Source organism: Ideonella sp. (assembly GCF_041914305.1).
Taxonomy (GTDB): Bacteria; Pseudomonadota; Gammaproteobacteria; order Burkholderiales; family Burkholderiaceae_C; genus Ideonella.
In genome coordinates this window covers 83,464-99,190 of sequence record NZ_JAYSDQ010000016.1, presented here as the reverse complement: position 1 = coordinate 99,190, position 15,727 = coordinate 83,464, and the positions used below count along the sequence as shown (strand labels likewise).

At 65.2% G+C, this 15,727-nt stretch carries 12 protein-coding genes; 3 read left to right on the top strand and 9 right to left on the bottom strand.

Features of this window, described 5'->3' with window-relative positions:
* Positions 1-11: 11 nt before the first annotated feature.
* Both ACE3SG_RS20485 and ACE3SG_RS20480 read right to left on the bottom strand, forming a co-directional pair.
* Positions 12-1,418 (bottom strand): RICIN domain-containing protein, encoded by a 1,407-nt coding sequence (locus ACE3SG_RS20485; protein WP_374568049.1) that lies wholly within the window; start codon positions 1,416-1,418, stop codon positions 12-14.
* A gap of 16 nt (positions 1,419-1,434) precedes the next feature.
* On the bottom strand, positions 1,435-4,182 hold the full coding sequence (locus ACE3SG_RS20480; RefSeq protein WP_374568048.1) for an RICIN domain-containing protein: 2,748 nt from the start codon (positions 4,180-4,182) through the stop codon (positions 1,435-1,437).
* A 276-nt stretch (positions 4,183-4,458) separates the two neighbouring features.
* Here ACE3SG_RS20480 and ACE3SG_RS20475 point away from each other — a divergent pair, with 276 nt between their 5' ends.
* Positions 4,459-4,986 (top strand): GNAT family N-acetyltransferase, encoded by a 528-nt coding sequence (locus ACE3SG_RS20475; RefSeq protein ID WP_374568047.1) that lies wholly within the window; start codon positions 4,459-4,461, stop codon positions 4,984-4,986.
* 73 nt (positions 4,987-5,059) lie between these two features.
* On the opposite strand, the gene ACE3SG_RS20470 is transcribed toward ACE3SG_RS20475, so the two are convergent.
* From ACE3SG_RS20470 to ACE3SG_RS20440, 7 genes are read right to left on the bottom strand one after another with little or no spacing between them, the layout of a single operon-like run.
* On the bottom strand, positions 5,060-5,809 hold the full coding sequence (locus ACE3SG_RS20470) for a M48 family metallopeptidase (RefSeq protein WP_374568127.1): 750 nt from the start codon (positions 5,807-5,809) through the stop codon (positions 5,060-5,062).
* A gap of 2 nt (positions 5,810-5,811) precedes the next feature.
* The gene (locus ACE3SG_RS20465) at positions 5,812-9,123 is read right to left on the bottom strand and encodes a type I restriction endonuclease subunit R (protein WP_374568046.1); all 3,312 of its coding nucleotides are present in this window, start codon (positions 9,121-9,123) and stop codon (positions 5,812-5,814) included.
* Complete coding sequence (locus ACE3SG_RS20460; protein ID WP_374568045.1) at positions 9,120-10,349, bottom strand: restriction endonuclease subunit S; 1,230 nt, start codon at positions 10,347-10,349, stop codon at positions 9,120-9,122. Before ACE3SG_RS20460 ends, ACE3SG_RS20465 begins: the two co-directional genes overlap by 4 nt.
* Positions 10,339-11,424 (bottom strand): virulence RhuM family protein, encoded by a 1,086-nt coding sequence (locus ACE3SG_RS20455; protein ID WP_374568043.1) that lies wholly within the window; start codon positions 11,422-11,424, stop codon positions 10,339-10,341. The genes ACE3SG_RS20460 and ACE3SG_RS20455 overlap by 11 nt, the downstream gene beginning before the upstream one ends.
* A complete protein-coding gene (locus tag ACE3SG_RS20450; protein ID WP_374568042.1) occupies positions 11,417-12,946 on the bottom strand; it encodes a type I restriction-modification system subunit M in 1,530 nt (509 codons plus the stop codon). Before ACE3SG_RS20450 ends, ACE3SG_RS20455 begins: the two co-directional genes overlap by 8 nt.
* 22 nt (positions 12,947-12,968) lie before the next feature.
* Positions 12,969-13,574, bottom strand: a complete 606-nt coding sequence (locus tag ACE3SG_RS20445) for a restriction endonuclease subunit S (RefSeq protein WP_374568041.1) — start codon at positions 13,572-13,574, stop codon at positions 12,969-12,971.
* 51 nt (positions 13,575-13,625) lie between these two features.
* Positions 13,626-14,651, bottom strand: coding sequence for a helix-turn-helix transcriptional regulator (locus ACE3SG_RS20440; protein WP_374568040.1), 1,026 nt, complete (start codon positions 14,649-14,651; stop codon positions 13,626-13,628).
* Positions 14,652-14,754: 103 nt separating this feature from the next.
* Between ACE3SG_RS20440 and ACE3SG_RS20435 the strand changes: the two genes are divergently transcribed.
* The gene (locus ACE3SG_RS20435; RefSeq protein WP_374568039.1) at positions 14,755-15,378 is read left to right on the top strand and encodes a glutathione S-transferase family protein; all 624 of its coding nucleotides are present in this window, start codon (positions 14,755-14,757) and stop codon (positions 15,376-15,378) included.
* A gap of 62 nt (positions 15,379-15,440) precedes the next feature.
* A complete protein-coding gene (locus tag ACE3SG_RS20430) occupies positions 15,441-15,722 on the top strand; it encodes a VF530 family DNA-binding protein (protein ID WP_374568038.1) in 282 nt (93 codons plus the stop codon).
* Positions 15,723-15,727 lie beyond the last annotated feature (5 nt).

The following is a 15,727-nucleotide window of genomic DNA, read 5'->3' as shown; positions in this document are numbered from 1 at the left end:
GCGAGGTCGTCTTACTTCTTCTTGAAGCGGAACTTCTGGTTCGCACCGCCGTTGCAGGTCCACTGCTGGATCTTGGCGCCGTCTTGCTGGCTCTGGTCGGCCACGTCCAGGCACTTGCCGCTGTGCTGGTTGACGATGGTGTATTCGCCAGCCACGCCGGTCGACTTGAAGATGAAGCGCTGCGCGCCGGTGCCGTTGTCGGTGTACTGCTGCACCTTGGCGCCGTCGGCGTTCGAGGCGGCGGCGATGTCGATCGCCTTGCCGCTGCGGGCGTTGAGCAGGCGGTAGTTGCCGCCGCCCATGTCCTTCACGTCGAAGCGCTGCTTGCCGACGGCATGGCAGCTCATCTGCACGATCTGGGCCGAATCAGCGAGCGAGCCACCTTCGACCTCGAAGCACTTGCCGCTGAAGGTCGACTTGACGAGGTAGCGCCCGTCGTCCACCGGGCCACCGCCACCGCCGCCACCGGCCATCAGCTGGTAGAACTCGTACGCAAAGTTGTTGACCAGGCTGTAGTTGTTGTAGTCGCTGCCGCCGGGCATGTCGCGCTGCAGCGCCCAGTAGGCCAGCAGGCCCAGGCCTTTTTCTTTCGCGAAGGCGGTCACTTGTTGTGCGTCGGCCTGGCGGAAGACCTCGCTCTGCACATCGTTGACGCCGATCATCGGCGTGATGCCGATCATCGCCCACAGCTGCGCGTCGGTCTTGCCGGTGTAGATGCCCTTGATCTGGTTGAAGGTGGCGTTGGCGGCCATGATCGCCAGGTCGCCCATCGGGCGGCCCTGGTCGGCGTCGCGGCCATAGTCCATCGCCATGATGTTGACGACCGAGGTCACCACGCCGGCCGATTGCGCGCTGCGCAGCAGGGTGAGCGCATTGCCGGGCAGGCCGGTCGGGTCTACCGGCAGCGTGAACGAGACATACAGGCCCGGGTAGGTGGCCTGCAGCCGCTTGATCACGTTGTTGCGCTTGCTGTTGAGCGAGGTGTTGTCCAGCTGGCTGCCTTCGATGTCGAAGTCCAGCGCCTTGACCTTGGTGGTGTCGATGATGTTGCGCATCAGCGAGACCATCGCGTCTTCGCTGCAGGCGGCTTCGAGGTAGGTGCCCGAAGCGCCGCCGAACGACAGGATCGGCTTGCCGCCGGCCGCCTGGAAGTTCGTGATGTCGGTGAGGCCGCTGCCGCTCATCAGATTCTCGAGCCCGCCGCCCAGCGTGCAGCCGCCGCCCGAGATGCCGAAGGCCATGGTCGCGCCCATCACGCCGCCGTTGGCCTTGGCCTCCATCAGCGTGGTCGGCGTGTAGCCGCCCCAGTAGGCCCAGGTTTCGAAGTAGGGCGCCACCGCGGTGGCGGCCTGGGCGCCCACGGGCAGCAGCGTGGCCAGTGCGGCGGCAGTCGCCAGGGTCTTGAGGTGCATGGTCATCAGTGGCTCCGTGAGGCTATTGGGCCAGGCGCGCAACCACCGATTGCGAGTTCGCGGCGTTGCCCCGGTTGTTGAGCACGTGGGTGATCTCGCCCACGCCGCCGAGCGACAGCGTGGTCATGTTGTGGAACTGCACGCCACCCGGCGTGGGCGCCTCGATGGCGCTGTTCAGCTTCACGCTGTTGTTGGCCGAGAAGTAGCAGTACACGCCCAGGCCCCAGGCTTCGTGCGAGGTCACGCCGCTACCCAGCTTGTAAGACGCGAAGCCGTTGACCCCGCCGTCGCCGATCCAGCTGCCCTGGTTGGGCACGTCGTAGGGCGCTTCGCTTTGGTAGAAGTAGACGCGGCCACCATTGCCGTTCCACAGCGTCTGGTACTTCTGGTAGTGCTCGACGAACAGGCCGTACATCGTCACGTTGGCGCCGTTGACGACGAGGCCGTTGTCGGCGGTGTTGACCGTCCAGCCCACGCCGTGCGAGTGGTCGCCGCGCCAGATCCACAGGTCGTCGCCGATCACGTTGGCGCTGTTGACCTGCAGGCTGACCGTGGCCTTGCCGACTGCGGCGCCGCCGACGCGGAAGAACACGTCGTGCAGCGAGCTGGGGTTGGCCGCGTGGTTGGCACTGCTGCCGTTCGGGCCCATCTCCATCAGCAGCGGCGAGTTGGTTTCGCCCGCGTCGATCAGCAGGCCGGCGACCTTCACGCCGTCGACATCGGCCACCTTCAGCGCCACGGTGCCGCTGTCGGCCTGCAGCGTGGCCAGGCCCAGGCCCAGCAGCACGGTGTTGGCGTTGTTGACCCGGATCGGCTCGCTCAGGTGGTACACGCCCGGCGTGAACAGCACATGCTTGCCTTTGCCCAGCGCCTTGTTGATCGTGGCGGCGGTGTCTTTCGACGACTGCGCGATGTAGAAGCTCGACAGCGCCAGCGTCTGGCCCGCCGGGCTGCCGCCGCCCCAGGTCGTGTTGCTGCTGTTGCTGCGCAGGGCGGGAACGAAGACGGCGTACTTGGTGCCCGTCCATTTGAGGAACGGCTTCTCGCGCACCACCGGCGCCTGGTTCAGCGTGGTGTAGGGCGGGTTGGGCCAGTTGCTGGTGACCGGCGCGCCGGCGGTGCCGACGAAGACCATGTTCCAACCCGAGCCCGTCCAGCTGCCAATCTGCGAGTTGCGCGTCAGCCATTGCTGCTGGCCGCCGGAGTTGACCTGGTTGTCGATCTTCGAATCGGCGATGAAGCCGCCGCTGGACCAGCCGCCATCGTCGAGCACCAGGTTGCCGCGCACATGCATGCGGCGGAAGGGCGCGGCCTGCGACACGGCCCACTTCTCGGTGCCGCCGTTGGGCACCACGGCCAGGTTCTCGGCCATGCGCCAGAAGTTTTGCGTGGCGTTGCCGCCGAACCAGCCGGCGTTCGACTCGACCGTGCCGGTGATGGTGGTGTCGTCCGGCAGTTGCCCCAAGCCCGAAACCTGGGTGTAGAAGCCGACGCGAACGTTGGCGTTGTAGCTGCCGGGCTTGAAGAGCAGGGCGTAGCGCTCGGTGCCGAACTGGTTCGACTCTTGCGACGAGAACACGCCGTCGACCTGCGACTGGATGCTGCTGGCCGGCATCGACGGGTCGAACACCAGCACATTCGGGCCGAAGGGCGAGCCCTGCGCACCCTTGGGCTTGAGCTGCCAGCGCTGGTTGGCTGAGCCGGCGCAGTCCCACTGCTGGATCTCGGCACCGGGCTGCTTGCTGTTGTCGACCACGTCGAGGCAACGGCCACTGTGCTTGGCGCGGATCGCGTAGCCGGTGCCGTCGGCCGTGATGTCGAAGCGCTGGTTGTCGCTGTTGCCGGCGGCCCACTGCTGTGCGCGGGCGCCGTTGGCGAGCGACTTGTCGGCGATGTCGATCACCTTGCCGCTGTCGGCGTTGGTGATGCGGTAGCTGCCGCCCGTGTCGCCAACGAGTTCGAAGTTCTGCGACGTGGCTTTCTTGTCGCACGCCTGCTGCTGCGCCTTTGCGCCGTTGTCGGGTGACGCGCCGGCAATGTCCAGGCACAGGCCCGACGAGACCGCGGTGGCGTTGTACAGGCCGATGGGCAGGGCAGACGTGGTGCCGCCGCCGCGTGGGTAGAGCAAGAACTGCTGAGCCGCTGATTGGTTGCAGGTGTACTGCTGGATGTTGGCCCCATCGGCACCGGACGCGCCGGCCACGTCGACACACTTGCCGCTGCCCACGTTCACCAGCGCGTAGCGGTTGCCCTGCGTGCGTTCGAGGCGAAACTGCTGCGCCGCCACGCCGCTGTCGGCCCACTGCTGGATGTTGGCGCCATCGGCGTTCGAGCCACCGGCCACGTCCATCGCCTTGCCGCTGTTGGCGTTCAGCAGCTTGTAGACATCCGGCGCCGTCTCGACGATGTCGAAGGCCTGGGCCAAGGTGCCATTGCAGCTGTACTGCTGGATGTTGGCGCCATCGGCCTGGCTGGCCCCGGCCACGTCGACGCACTTGCCGCTGTTGGCGTTGACCAGCACGTAGCGCGTGGCGCCGGGCAGCACGGCGCTCAGGGCCTCGGCCAAGAGGTCGGTGCCACCGGCCGCATCGGCGGCGGCATCGGTTGCAGCACTGGCGACCTCACGCGTGGCGGCGCTGGTCTCGGGCGCTGGGTTGGCCTCGTTGCCGCCGCCGCAACCGGCGACCAGCCCGCTCGCCGACGTGGCCATGATGGCCAACAGGGTCAACACGGCGCGGTGCAGCGCCGAAGACGTGGTGGGAGTGTTCATGCCTTCCTTTGGTCGACGACCGCCGTGCGCGCGGCGTGGCCCGCCCGTCTTTGACATCGGTCGCGCCGCAGTCTATGGGCGCTGCCAGGGCGTCTGGTACGGGGTAATACCAGTTTCGGGCCAGTGAACCGGTTCCATCCCTAAGTCACTGATTTATTTGTTTAATCCTGCTGTCTTTTGGGACACAAATAGATACCACTTTGGTGATTGGACGCACCACGCAAAGCTGCCTGAGACGATGAGAAGGCGTGCCGCAGCAGCGGCCACAATCGTGCGATGAAGACCACCGACCGCCTGATCCTGCGGCGCCCGACGGCTGCCGATGCGCAGCGCATGTTCGCGATTTATGGCGACCCCGCGACCAACGTCTTCAACCCTTTCGGGCCGCACGCGAGCCTGGACAAATCGAGCGAAGTGCTCGACGGCTGGATCGCGCACTGGGCCGCCCGCGGCTTCGGCCAATGGGCCATCGCGACACGCCAGGCGCCGGACACCATCATCGGCTTCGGCGGCATCGCCTACCGCAAGTACCTGGACACCTACGCCCTGAACCTCGGCTACCGCCTGGCCACCACCGCCTGGGGCCAAGGCTACGCCACCGAACTGGCGCAGGCCGCGCTGCACTATGCGCTCGACGAACTGCGCGAACCCGAAGTCTTCGCGATCGTGCGGCCGAGCAACGCCCCGTCGATCCGCGTGCTCGAAAAGATCGGCATGCTGCGCATCGGCACGCTGGACGATGTGCCCGGTCAGGCCGCGAGTTATTTGTATGGGGCCAGGCGGAGGGTGGCGGCGGCCGGCTGACGCTGGGTGGCGAATTTCAACCCAAGATTTGCAGACCCCGGTGATGCCGCTGCGGCCTCGAACATGGCTCGGCTCAGGTTCGGAACACCTCTTCCGCCATGTTGTCCAGCTTCTCCTTGACCGTCCGCCAGTTCGGCATGTGCCGGTCCAGAGTTCGGTAGAACTTGGGGCTGTGGTTGTGGTGCAGCAGGTGGCACAGCTCATGGAGCAGCACGTAGTCGATGCACTCGCGCGGCGCCTTGACCAGCAGGGGGTTGAGCGTGATGCGGCCGGAAGGCGAGCAGCTTCCCCATTGCACGGTCATGAACTGAAGGCGGAATGGCGGAACTTGCTTGACCCAGCGCAACGGCGCGGCCACAGCGGCAAGGCGATCGGCAAACAGTTCGCGCGCGCGCTGGCGGTACCAGTCATCAAGGGCTGATCTGATCGTGGCGGGTACGTGCTCTGTCACGGTCACGGCGATGAATGCGCCGCGCATGCGTGCCTCCACCGCGGCCGCTGGGTTGACGATGACTTTCAGGCGATAGCGTCGGCCCAGGTATTGCAGAGACTCGCCGCTGACGTACTCGCGTGGGAGCACGTGTGCCAACCGCGCCTTTGCGGCGCTGACGTGCCGACTGATCCAACGAGACCGCTTCTTCACGGCGGCCAGCACTTCGGCCAAGGGGGCGGCTTTCGGCGCATCCACGAGCACATGGCCATCGGGCTCCACGTGAATGGCGATGCTCGGCACGGTGCGCGAGGGCTGGCGGCGAAGAACGAAGGCAATGACTTCGTCACCATAGGCGACGTGATGTCGCGTGGTTCTCTCCGGTGGCAGCATGCTCAAGTCTTGCTCAGACCGATGCGCGTGATCTGGATGATTTGCTCCACCACCTGCTTGGCGTTGTCGAGGCCGAGCGTGCCGAACAGTAGAGGCAGCAAGCCCTTCCGGATGGCAGCTTCGATGTTTTGCGGATTCAGCGAGTTCTCGGCCACGGCATCGCGCACCACGGTGTCCATCGAAAGGGCCTGCTGCACCAAGCCATCCACGGCTTCGCCGCTCAGTGCGGCAAAGGCCTCGTCGCCCAGCACCAGTCGGATCGCGCCGAAGTAGGCCTTGGCATGCGGCTTGTCTGCCAACGCGTCGGGAACACCCGGCGTCGCGCGGGACTCCAGCTTCCCTTCGAAGGACTTGAACAGCGCATATTGCTTCAGCGGGTGGTCGAACATGGCTTCCGCCTCGGCAATGGCCTGTCTCAACAATTCACCGAACACCTTCTGCGCATACGGATCCGCCGCCAGCTCCTGCTCGATGGTCTTGCGCAGCCGCGTTCGGATCATGTCCGTCTCGTTGCGCGTCTTTTCTTCGGACCAGTCCTGCGGGTCTTCGGCCTTGCCCAGTTGGTGCACCAAGTACACCCCCTCCGGCTCGCGCACTTCGGTGCCGATGACCTGCTTGTCGACCAGTTTGCGGATCTGCTCCTCGTAGACGCTGTAGTCCACCGTCTCCATGGCATCGCGTCGGGCGGTCTGGCGCAGCTCTGTGAAGAAGCGCAGGTCGACCTTGTAGCGAGTGATCAGATCCTCTGAAAAGCTTTTGTCCTCAAAGAAACTGCGCGACGACAGCGCGGTCTGCAAGCACAGGCCGAATGCGGTCAGTGCATCGTAGAAGTCGTCGCGCAGCTTCTGCCGCTCGTCGTACTCCTCGCCGTCAGTCCCCTTCACGAACTTGGGCGCCAGCACTTGCCGGTACTGCTCACGGTCCAGCTTGTTGGTCACCAGCTTGAAGAACGACCTCAACTGTTCGTGCAAGGCCGGCAGGCGCTTGTACTCGGTGCTGAACTGGCGGTACAGACCTTCCAGGTCGCTGATGTCAAAGCCCCCTTGCGTGCGAGCCTCCAGGTCTTGGTAGGCGCGGATCGCCGTGTCCAGCTCTTCCAGAACGCCGCGGTAGTCCACCAGCACGCCATATCGTTTGGCATCGTGCAGGCGGTTGACACGCGCCACGGCCTGGATGAGGTTGTGCCCCTTCAAGGGCTTGTCGATGTACAGCACGGTGTTGCGCGGCTCGTCAAACCCGGTCAGCAGCTTGTCCACGACGATCAGCAAGTCAGGGGCTCCGTCCATGCCGAAGTCGTTGACGACCTGCTTCTCATAGGCCTCTGCGTCATTGCCGCAGGGGGCCATGGCCTGCTTCCACCACTTCTGCACCTCGGGCAGCGTGTCTTCGTCCACGTCGGAGTTGCCTTCGCGCGTGTCCGGGGGCGAGATCACAACCGCACTGGTCACCAGGCCGGTGTCGTCCAGCGCCTTCTTGTAGCGGATGGCGTCGAGCTTGCTGTCGGTAGCCACCTGGCCCTTCAGGCCGAGGTCGAGCTTCTTGATGTTCTCGCTGAAGTGGGTGGCAATGTCCCAGGCAATCAGCTCGATGCGGTTGGCCGCGCCGTAGATGGCGCCCTTCTTGGCGAACTTCTTTTTCAGGTCGGTGCGCTGAGCCTCGCTCAGGTTGCAGGTGATCTTCTCGAACCAGCGGTTGACGGCCTCTTCGTTGATGTCCAACTCGGGCACACGCTCTTCGTACAGCAGCGGAGCCACGGTCTCATCCTCCACCGCGCGCTGCATCGAATAGGCATGCACGATGGGGCCGAATTTGTTGGCTGTCTTCTCGTTCTTGAGCAGCGGCGTGCCGGTGAAGGCGATGTAGGCGGCCTTGGGCAATGCCTTCTTCATCCGTTCGTGCGTTTCACCGCCATGGCTGCGGTGACCTTCGTCGACCAGCACGATCAGGTTGGCCGAGTCGTTGCGACACTCTGGCAGCTTGGACGCGGTGTTGAACTTGTGCACCAGCGTGAAGGTGATGCGCTCGGTGCCCTTGCCGATGCGCTGCGCCAGGTCGCGTCCAGAGAGGCTGCGGCTTCTCTCGCCGTCCTTCTGCGTGGCGATGCTGGAGCCGAAAGCGCCGCCGGTCATGAAGTTGCGGGCGAGCTGGGTTTCCAGGTCGATGCGGTCGGTGACCACCACCACCCGGCATTCCTTCAAGTCGTCCACCAGCAGCAGCGCCTTGGTCAGGAACACCATGGTGAAGCTCTTGCCCGAACCGGTGGTGTGCCACACCACGCCGCCCTCGCGGCCGCCGCCTTGCGATTCGGGCTTCATCTGGCAGATGCGCGCCAGCAGCGCACGGATGCCGAAGAACTGCTGGTAGCGGGCCACGATCTTGCCGACCTTGCGGTCGAACAGCACATAGCCGCGCAGGAACTCCAGCAGCCGCGCCGGCGTGAGCAGGCTCACCAGCAAACGATCCTGCTCGGTGGCCTGCATGGGGGCGCTCCACAGGGTGTCGAAGTAGGCCGCCAGCGCGGCTGGCTTGCCGTCGAACAACGCCGCCCGCACCGGCGGATTCAGTGCAGCATTCTTGGCGGCCAGCATGTGGGCCTCGTCCAGTTCCTCTTCCCGCCATTTGGCCCAGAACTTGGCCGCCGTGTGCGTGGTGCCGTAGCGCCCCTCGGTCTGGCTGATGGAGAGCAGCAACTGGGCGTAGGCGAACAGGTTGGGGATTTCGTCGGGCCGCTGGTTGCGCAGGTGCTGGCTGATGCCCTCCAGCACCATGGCCTTGGACGGGTGGCTGCCGCCGCCCGACTCGGGCCGCTTGGCCTCGATCACGACCAGGGGGATGCCGTTCATATAGCCCACCACATCCGGCGAGCGATGGCGTGTACCCTGCGCGGCCAGCACCTCCAATTCCTCGGTCACGTCCCAGCGGTTGGCGCCAGGGTCGGCCCAGTCGATCACGTGGATCGTGGGCTGGTGCTTCTTGCCGTCGGGCATGAACTCGGTGACCGTGATGCCCAGCGCCAGCTTGCCGTACAGCCGCTCGTTGGCAGGCATCAGCCCTTCAGCCAGGCTGAGCGCCGACAGCTCGCGCACGATCTGGTCGATGCCGCCGGGCGACAGCGGGTACCACTCGCCCTTGTACTCATAGCGCCGGGTCTGCAGCACCTCGATCAGCCGGGGTTTGAGCAGCACCTCGCGCGTGCTGCCGCGCAGGGCCAGCGCCTGCGCGGTGGTCAGGAAGTGCCAGCCCAGGTTGCACAGCAGGTGCAGGGCCGGCAGGTGGGCGCTGTACTGCTCGCGAGAGTTGGGCGTCGAGTTCATGCCTGTGCTTCCGTCTCGGCTTCGGGCAACTTGACGCGGCGTTTGCCGGTCAGGAGCTGGGACATGAGGGCGGCCTTCTCATGCTGCAAAGCTTGCAGTTGGGCCGCCAGCAGCCCTTCTTCTGCCTTGGCGACGTTGATGACCTCCGCGATCCGCCGCTGTTCTGGAGCACCGGGAATGTGAAGCCGGAGCTTGAAGAAGTCCGTGACGCTCACATTCAGCAGGCCGTGGTTTCGTGCGCCCTCTTGTGCGATGCCTTCGATCTCCTGGTTCAGCAGGCCTGCTTCGAAGTAGTGACGGAAAAAGTCGAAATCCGCGTCGACGTCATCGCGCAACCGGAAGCAGAGGTAGAGACTCGACACGACACCTGCGTCGTATGCCATCAACGGCTTGATGGCCCCCATGGGGTAGCCCGCCGAGTAGCTCTTGTTGTAGGCGAAGTCGTGCCGATGCAGGAGCGTGTAGCCGGTCAGGTTGGCGCTGGCGACCGACTTGTTGAAGTACTCGCGTTGGCTGATGAGCCCGTGTTCCGCTGAGATCGTCAGCACATTCGTGTTGTGCGTGGTGTTCCTCCGGGCGACTCGCTCAAACATGGCATCAAGGTTCACGTAGCGCCATTTGGCCGATATGCCAGGGAAGCGGCGACGCCCTGAAAGTAGCGAAGCCATCAAATCCCGCGTGCCGCGTTGGTTGTTCGCCACCAGCCTCTCCGCGGTGGCGATGGCTTGGTCCCAGGTGGAGAGAATTTGGGCGATGCGGCGCTGTTCATGGATCGGCGCCACAGGGACTGCGATCTGCTTGAGGAGCCCCGCGTTCAGGTGCGAGATGCCGCCGGAATGCCCAAAGTCGCGGATGTCCTCGTACTGCGACGAAAGGAAATGGAAGTAGAAGTCGGGGTCGTGGCCGTCGTTGAGCAGAATGGCCGCTGAGTTCTGGTTGGTTGTGGCCTCAATGCCCAGCTTCGCCACCTGACCCCGCGTCTTGCCCTGCCCGTACATGGCCATCAGCAGCGTGCCGGGTGGGAAGCGCTTGGCCGATGAGTTCTGCAAGCCTGCTGCCGTGATCTTCTCGGCCGTGCCGGTGATGGTGTTGAACTGGATCTCGCCGGTCGTGACCCAGGGGATCTCACCGCCCCAGTATTCCGGCTTGCTTCGATCCGGTGTGCCGCCTGACGTGATGCGGGCAATCTCGCCCAGCGTTGAGCGGCGCCATCCTTCAGGCAGCATCACGGCCTCCCTTCTTCTTCGTCAGCCGCGTCTCTGTCTCGACACGCGATCGATCCTCATCCACGCCCGTTCCCGTCAGCAGCCTGTCAAAGTCAGACTGGTACAGGCGGTCTTGCACGATGCGGTATTTCTCGAATTCGCTCTCGGCGTGGGCGCGTGCGATTTCCGCCGTGACCTGGCCGGCGTCCTGCAGCACCTGCCGGTCGGTGGCGGTGATGAAGCGGTTCAGGCGCGTCTCCCAGTCCTGCATGGTCATGGGGATCTTGCGCAAGGCCATGTCCTCGGCCACGTCGAGGTAGGCAGATACCAGGCGCTGCAGCTGCGCCATCTCGCCCTCGCTCAGGTAGTTCTTGGCGACGACCACGTCGAACTTCTGGACCTTGCCTGCGGGGGCGTCTTTCCAGGAGGTGAGCCCCATGTGGTCCTTGCTTGCATCGGCGCGGCTGTAGATCACCTCGGCCGCTGTCTGCCCGTGAATGGCCCAGTGCAGCTTGTTCTGCACGGTGGCAAAAAAGCGCTGGGTGGCCAGGGCCTGGCTGTCGTAGTCTATGGCCGTGGCGTAGAGGTCGGTGATCTTCTGATAGAACTTGCGCTCGGAAAGACGGATCTCCCGAATGCGCTGCAGTTGCTCTTCGAAGTACTGCGAGGTGAACACCGAGCCGTCGTTTTTCAGACGCTCGTCGTCCATCACAAAGCCCTTGATGGTGAAGGACTCGACGATGGCGCTGGCCCACTTGCGGAACTGCACCGCACGCTCGGAGTTGACCTTGTAGCCCACCGCGATGATCGCGGCCAGGCTGTAGTGCTGGGTGTCGTAGGTCTTGCCGTCGGTGGCAGTTATCCGGAATTTCCGGATGACTGAATCTTCGGGCAGCTCTCTGTCCGAAAAGATCTTCTTGAGGTGCTCGTTGATCGTGCGGACGTTCACGTCATAGAGCTGCGCCATCATCTTCTGGCTCAGCCAGACGTTTTCGTCGGCGTAGATGGCCTCCACGCCGCCCTGGCCTGCAGCCGCCACGAAGGTCAGGTACTCGGCGGCAGACGAGCGGGTGATGCTTCGGCTGGGCTTACTCATAGCCCAGCTCCTTCAGGTACGCATCCATCTGCGCTTCCAGGCCGGCCAGCTCGGCCTTGAGCTGCTCGCGCTCCTTGCGCACGGCCATCAGGTCGATTTCGGCTTCTTCCTCGAAGGTGTCCACATAGCGCGGGATGTTGAGGTTGAACTCGTTCTCGGCGATCTCGGCGGGCGTGGCGAGGTAGGCGTACTTGTCGACGCTCTGCCGAGCCTGCACTGTCGCCAAGATGCGGTTCAGATCCTCCTTTTCGCGCAGGACGTTCTGGTTCTTGCCGGCCTCGAAGCCGCGGCTGGCGTCGATGAAGAGCACCTTGTCGTCGGCCTTGTGCTTGCGGAACACCAGCACGGCGGCGGGGATGCCGGTGCCGTAGAAGAGCTTTTCGGGCAGGCCGATCACCACGTCGAGCAGGTTCTCTTCGATCAGCTTCTGGCGGATGCGCCCCTCGGCGGCGCCGCGGAACAGCACGCCGTGCGGCACGACGACGGCCATGCGGCCGGTGCCGGGCTTCATGGTTTCGACCATGTGCAGGATGAAGGCGTAGTCGCCCTTGGTGCGCGGCGGCGCGCCACGGCGGAAGCGACTGAACTTGTCGGCATCGGCGCCTTCGAAGCCCCACTTTTCCAGGCTGAAGGGTGGGTTGGCGACCACGATGTCGAAGTGCTTGAGGCTCGCAGCGCCGTCGAGCAACTTGGGGTTGCGGATGGTGTCGCCCCACTCGATGCGGTGGTTGTCCTCGCCATGCAGGAACATGTTCATCTTGGCCAGCGCCCAGGTGCTGCCGATGGCTTCTTGCCCGTAGAGCGCGTACTTGCGCGAGCCGGTGTTCTCGCGGATCAAGCGGCCGCACTTCATCAGCAATGAGCCGGAGCCGCAGGTGGGGTCGCAGATTTCGTCGCCCTCCTGCGGCGCCATCAGCCGCGCCATCAGCGTGGAGACTTCGGGCGGGGTGTAGAACTCGCCGGCCTTCTTGCCGCTGGTGGAGGCGAAGTTCTTGATGAGGAACTCGTAGGCGTTGCCGATCACGTCCAGCTGGCCGACGCGGCTGGGGCGCAGGTCCAGCACGGGCTTGGCGAAGTCTTCCAGCAGGTGGCGCAGGATGTCGTTCTTTTGCTGCTCGTCGCCCAGCTTGTTGGCGTTGAAACTAATGTCCTGGAACACATCGCGCAGCTTGGTGATGTTGGCCTCTTCAATCGCGTGCAGAGCCTTGTCGATGCGCTCGCCGTTGCCGGGGCTGTGCCGCTGGGTGTGCAGGGCATAGAAGCTGGCATTGGCGGGCAGGACGAAGCGCTCGCTCTTGAGCATCTCTTCGATCAGCTCGGGGTGGTCGCCGTATTGCTTCTTGTAGCTGTCGTAGTGGTCTTGCCAGACATCGGACACGTATTTGAGGAACAGCATCGTCAGGACAAAGTCCTTGTAGATGCTCGGGTCCACGGTGCCGCGGAAGGTGTCGCAAGCGGCCCAGACAGCGGCGTTGATCGCGTCCTGGCTGACGGGTGCGGTTTGGGTCACGGTGTCGTTCATGGTTCGGGAATCCCTGTGGTGTTCAGAGCGAGGCCTGGGCTGACTGAGCCAGGCCTTCAGCGAGCGACTGAAGCTGCTGCTCACGGTTGTGAATAAGCTGTTTGAGGGTGAGGCGTTCCCGGCGCGCGAGTTCGGCCAACGTGACGATGCGTTGCTGGTCGGCCAGAGACGGCACGCTCAGCGTGAGCGACTCCAGAACCGGGCGCCGGATGCTGAGCTGGCTGCTGCCCTCGGCTGCTTGCTGAAGTTGACGCTGGAACGGGGGCTGGTTCATCTGCCATGCCAGGAAGGCAGGTAGCAACGGCGCGTGCGGAGCCACCCGGAGAAGAAAGAAGTGAGGGCTGCATACGGCCGGGCTGGGCGGCTCGTCGATGCAGACGGCGTAGAAGCGGGCGCCTTTGGAGACGAACAGAACGTCACCGGCTCTGAGCCAGTCAGGGTGCTTGCGGCCGGCAAGCGATGTCCGCGTGACACCTGCCCAGTCGACCCCAAGCTCGGGGTCGACATCTTTCATCTGGAGTGCCAATGCCTCGCCGTCGGCCGATTCCTCAATGGAGCCGCGAAAGGGGTAGCCGCTCTTCAGGTGGAGCAAATCTCCAACATGCAAGTCTTGTGCATCAATCGCCATGCAGCAATATTAGCGATCGGCTCGACGAGATGCAAGAATGAATGCATCATTTTAATTGATGCACTCCTCGCCCTTGCCGGCCATTGGGGCGGGGGGATGCGCCCGCGCCGAAGTCGACACTGTGCCAACGCTGCGCGCCACCCGCTCGCCCGCCGCAATCAACCGCTCCTTCAGCGCCGCCGGCTCCAGCACCTCGAAGTCGACATTGAGCGCGAGCAGCCAGTAGGCGAGTTGGTCGAGCGCGTGGGCGCCGCATTGGAGCAGGCAGCGGTCGGCGTCGACCGCTTCGAGCAGGCCATACGCGGGCGGGATGCGCCGGGCCATCGCGTCGCGCGGCGCGTGCAGCACGATGCGCGCGCGCTCGGGGTAGGGCGACACGGCCAGTGAGCGCGACACGAAGGCCTGCAGGTCCCCGCCTTCGGGCCCGGGGCGCGGCGCGAAGTGGCCGCTGATCTTGGCGGTGCCGGCGATGCGATCGATGCGAAAGGTGCGCCAGTCGTCGCGGGCCGGGTCCCACGCGACGAGGTACCAGCGGCTGCCGGTGTGGACGACACCGTGCGGCTCGACCGTGCGCTCGCTTTCAGTGCCCCGGATGTCGGTGTAGGTGAAGCGCGCGCGCAGCTGGTCGCGGCAGGCGCCGGCCAGCGCCGCGAGCAGTGCCGCGTCGACCACCGGGCCGACGCTGTGGAGCGGCACGATCGCCGTGCGCAGCGCGTCGGCGCGTTGGCGCAGGCGCGCGGGCATCACCTGCTCGAGCTTCACGACGGCGCGCAGGGCGGTCTCTTCGATGCCGCCGACCATGCCCGAGGCGGCGGTGCGCAGCGCGATCGCGACGGCGAGGGCTTCGTCGTCGTCCAGCAGCAGCGGCGGAAGCGCCTGGCCGGGCCTGAATGCATAACCGCCGGCCACGCCGCTGCTGGCCTCGATCGGGTAGCCGAGTTCACGCAGGCGATCGATGTCGCGCCGCAAGGTGCGGGCGTGGATCTGCAGCCGCTCGGCCAGCTCGGCGCCGGCCCAGTGGCGGCGGGTTTGCAGCAGCGAGAGCAGGCGCAGCAGGCGCGAAGACGAGGTCAACATGGCGCCCGACTCTAGCTGCTATCGAGGGCCGAATCTGTCCGCAATGCTGCCTACAGTGGATCCGTCGTCAACACCCGACCTCAACCCATCAAAGGAGAGACCCATGTCCGCAGCACCGAAGTCCATCGTTCTCTACTGGCACCCGATGTCGAGCGCTTCGCCGATTGCCGCCGCGCTGGCCGAGCTCGATGTGCCGCACCAGCGCATCAAGGTCGACATCAAGGCTGGCGAGCAGCGCCGGCCCGAATACCTGGCGCTCAACCCGAACGGCAAGGTGCCGACCCTGACGGTCGATGGCGCGCCGATGTTCGAGGCACTGGCGATCCAGCTGTGGCTGGGCGAGCAATACGGCGTCGAGCGCGGCCTGTGGCCCGCGGCCGGCACGCCCGAGCGGCTGCAGGCGATGTCGTGGTGCACCTGGGCCTATGTGACCTACGGGACGGCGATCGTGCGCCTGCAGTTCTCGACGATGGGCGAAGAGCGCCTGCGCAGCGCCGCGCATGCCGACGCCGCGCGCGAGGCGCTCGACGGCTTGCTGGGCCTGCTCGACGCGCGGCTCGCCGCACAGCCGTGGATGCTCGGCGCCGAGTATTCGATGGCCGACCTGCTCGTCGGCTCGGTCATCGGCTACAGCGTCTACATCGGCGCGCCGGTGGCCAAGCACCCGCATGTGCAGGCCTGGCTGACCAAGGTGCAGGCGCGGCCGGCGATGCAGATCGAGGGGTGATGCACCGCGGGCTCACCGGGCCCACGGCAACGTGAGGCGAGGTGGGTGGCCGACAATCGGGCATGCCTGACACGCCGGTCTCCCCGCCCGCCCCACCATCCGGCGCACCTGCCCACCAGCCGCGCAACCCGTTGCACGGCGTGCGGCTGGACGCGATGCTCGAAGCCCTCGTTGCCGCCTACGGCTGGCTCGGCCTGGCCGAGCGCGTGCCGGTGCGCTGTTTCGCCATCGACCCCAGCATCGGGTCGAGCCTCAAGTTCTTGCGCCGAACGCCCTGGGCGCGCGAGAAGGTCGAAGGGCTGTACCTGTTCATGCTGCGTGAGCAGAAGCGCGCCGAGCGCTGAGCGCG

Excerpts from the sequence above, each read along its gene's own strand:
- ACE3SG_RS20485 (WP_374568049.1), bottom strand. The coding sequence starts at position 1,418 with ATGACCATGCACCTCAAGACCCTGGCGACTGCCGCCGCACTGGCCACG.
- ACE3SG_RS20480 (WP_374568048.1), bottom strand. The coding sequence starts at position 4,182 with ATGAACACTCCCACCACGTCTTCGGCGCTGCACCGCGCCGTGTTGACC.
- ACE3SG_RS20475 (WP_374568047.1), top strand. The coding sequence starts at position 4,459 with ATGAAGACCACCGACCGCCTGATCCTGCGGCGCCCGACGGCTGCCGAT.
- ACE3SG_RS20470 (WP_374568127.1), bottom strand. The coding sequence starts at position 5,809 with ATGCTGCCACCGGAGAGAACCACGCGACATCACGTCGCCTATGGTGAC.
- ACE3SG_RS20465 (WP_374568046.1), bottom strand. The coding sequence starts at position 9,123 with ATGAACTCGACGCCCAACTCTCGCGAGCAGTACAGCGCCCACCTGCCG.
- ACE3SG_RS20460 (WP_374568045.1), bottom strand. The coding sequence starts at position 10,349 with ATGCTGCCTGAAGGATGGCGCCGCTCAACGCTGGGCGAGATTGCCCGC.
- ACE3SG_RS20455 (WP_374568043.1), bottom strand. The coding sequence starts at position 11,424 with ATGAGTAAGCCCAGCCGAAGCATCACCCGCTCGTCTGCCGCCGAGTAC.
- ACE3SG_RS20450 (WP_374568042.1), bottom strand. The coding sequence starts at position 12,946 with ATGAACGACACCGTGACCCAAACCGCACCCGTCAGCCAGGACGCGATC.
- ACE3SG_RS20445 (WP_374568041.1), bottom strand. The coding sequence starts at position 13,574 with ATGGCGATTGATGCACAAGACTTGCATGTTGGAGATTTGCTCCACCTG.
- ACE3SG_RS20440 (WP_374568040.1), bottom strand. The coding sequence starts at position 14,651 with ATGTTGACCTCGTCTTCGCGCCTGCTGCGCCTGCTCTCGCTGCTGCAA.
- ACE3SG_RS20435 (WP_374568039.1), top strand. The coding sequence starts at position 14,755 with ATGTCCGCAGCACCGAAGTCCATCGTTCTCTACTGGCACCCGATGTCG.
- ACE3SG_RS20430 (WP_374568038.1), top strand. The coding sequence starts at position 15,441 with ATGCCTGACACGCCGGTCTCCCCGCCCGCCCCACCATCCGGCGCACCT.